This window comes from Oleiphilus sp. HI0123, assembly GCF_001635315.1.
Genome location: NZ_LWGE01001680.1, coordinates 1 through 1,933, shown reverse-complemented (window position 1 = coordinate 1,933; position 1,933 = coordinate 1). Strand labels below are relative to the sequence as shown.

The following is a 1,933-nucleotide window of genomic DNA, read 5'->3' as shown; positions in this document are numbered from 1 at the left end:
TCAGGCAATGCTTTTGGCGAAGCAGGCTGCCGTGTAGTTATTGAAGAATTTCTTGATGGCGAAGAAGCCAGCTTCATCGTTATTGCAGATGGTAAGAATATTCTACCGATGGCAACCAGCCAGGACCATAAGCGCGTTGGCAACGGCGACACTGGCCCAAATACTGGTGGAATGGGTGCCTATTCACCGGCTCCAGTTGTAACCCAGGAGATCCATGATCGCATCATGTCTGAAGTCATTATCCCAACCGTCGAAGGTATGGCGAAGGAAGGCAATGACTATACAGGCTTCCTCTATGCAGGTTTAATGATTTCAAAAGATGGCCAACCAAAAGTCATCGAATATAACTGCCGTTTCGGCGACCCTGAAACACAACCTATTATGATGCGCCTGCAATCTGATCTAATTACTCTATGCAATGCGGCATTGGATAAGACTCTCGATAAAACAACAACAGACTGGGATTCTCGCGCAGCAGTTGGCGTTGTCTTGGCCGCTGGTGGCTACCCAGGAAGCTACGACAAAGGCCTCATCATTAAAGGCCTAAAGCAAGGCGAGTCTGATGTTGCAAAAGTATTTCATGCAGGCACCAAACTCGATGGCGAGCAAGTAGCAACGTCTGGTGGCAGAGTATTATGCGCTACAGCTCTGGGCAACAATGTGACTGAAGCTCAGCAAAAGGCCTATCAGCTTGCACAAAATATCAGCTGGGAAGGTATGTTCTATCGAGATGACATTGCCTACCGAGCCATTGCCCGAGAGCAGCAGTCTTAAGGCAGCCAAACCCTGTAAACTAATCTGTCTGGGTGACCTATGAACTATAGCGACATAGAGAAATTCGCAAAAGAGCTAGCAATCAAAGCTGGCTCGATGATTAAGTCGGAACGAGCAAAAGGCTCACTCAGTCAGAATTACAAAGATCAACATGAGCTAGTAACATCTGCAGACATTGCAGCAGACAAACTAATCATCGAAGCTATTCAAGAAAAATTCCCTCACCACCGTATCATGTCTGAAGAGACATATACCGATACGAGCCAAGGCAAAGACCTAGCTGAACCCATCTGGATTATTGACCCCATTGACGGCACCGTTAATTATGCTCACGGCCACTTTATGGTCGCCGTCTCTATCGCATTCGCGTGTGAAGGTGAGGTACAAGTGGGAATTGTCTACAATCCGTTTCTGGACGAGTGCTATTCCGCTATTTTGGGGCAAGGCTCTTATTTGAATCAGAACAAGCTATCCGTCAGCAACCAAGACAATTTACGGAAAGCCCTGATTGCCACGGGTTTCCCTTACGATAAAAGCACCGTACCTGAAATCATGCGCCGAACAGAAAAGGTGCTGATGAAATGCCAAGACATTCGCCGCCTAGGCTCTGCTGCAATGGATATCTGCTGGGTTGCAAATGGCCGCCTTGACGGCTATTTTGAGTCACTGAGCCCCTGGGACTTCGCTGCAGCCAGACTGATTGCCCTTGAAGCCGGTGCACGCTGCGGCCACTTCACCCCAGTACCTGAAGGTATTCCTGCCTGCATCTACAACAACAACCTTCTCATTAGCACGCCAGCAATCTATGACGCTCTAGACGAAATTCTGGATTAGAGCTCGCTGAATCCAAGGCAAAAAAAAGGAGCCAAAATGGCTCCTAAAAAGTCCTTATAACAACTAGGGATTGGAAAGTGATGATTGGAGAGGCTCCGCGCAACTAAGTCACTTCCCCTTGCGCTGATAACTTAAGCCTAGCCAAGTTAAGCAATAATTCCTGTGCATCTTTCATTTCAACACCTTTTAACACCTAGCGTTACAGGCATCACGCCCTCTGTTACAAAACCAGGAACAGACACTTTGATAAACAAGAAAATATAAACATTAATTTATTCAACAAAACCAATGATTTATGTTGCAAAGCTATAATTTAGATTATATT

2 protein-coding genes are annotated in these 1,933 nt (G+C 46.4%); both read left to right on the top strand.

Annotation, left to right across the window (positions count from 1 at the left end; translation table 11 throughout):
- A partial coding sequence (purD, locus tag A3761_RS22730; RefSeq protein ID WP_068739903.1) for a phosphoribosylamine--glycine ligase occupies nt 1-774 on the top strand: 774 nt, incomplete at its 5' end.
- Between the two features lie 39 nt (nt 775-813).
- Nucleotides 814-1,608, top strand: a complete 795-nt coding sequence (locus A3761_RS22725; protein WP_068512169.1) for an inositol monophosphatase family protein — start codon at nt 814-816, stop codon at nt 1,606-1,608.
- Nucleotides 1,609-1,933 lie beyond the last annotated feature (325 nt).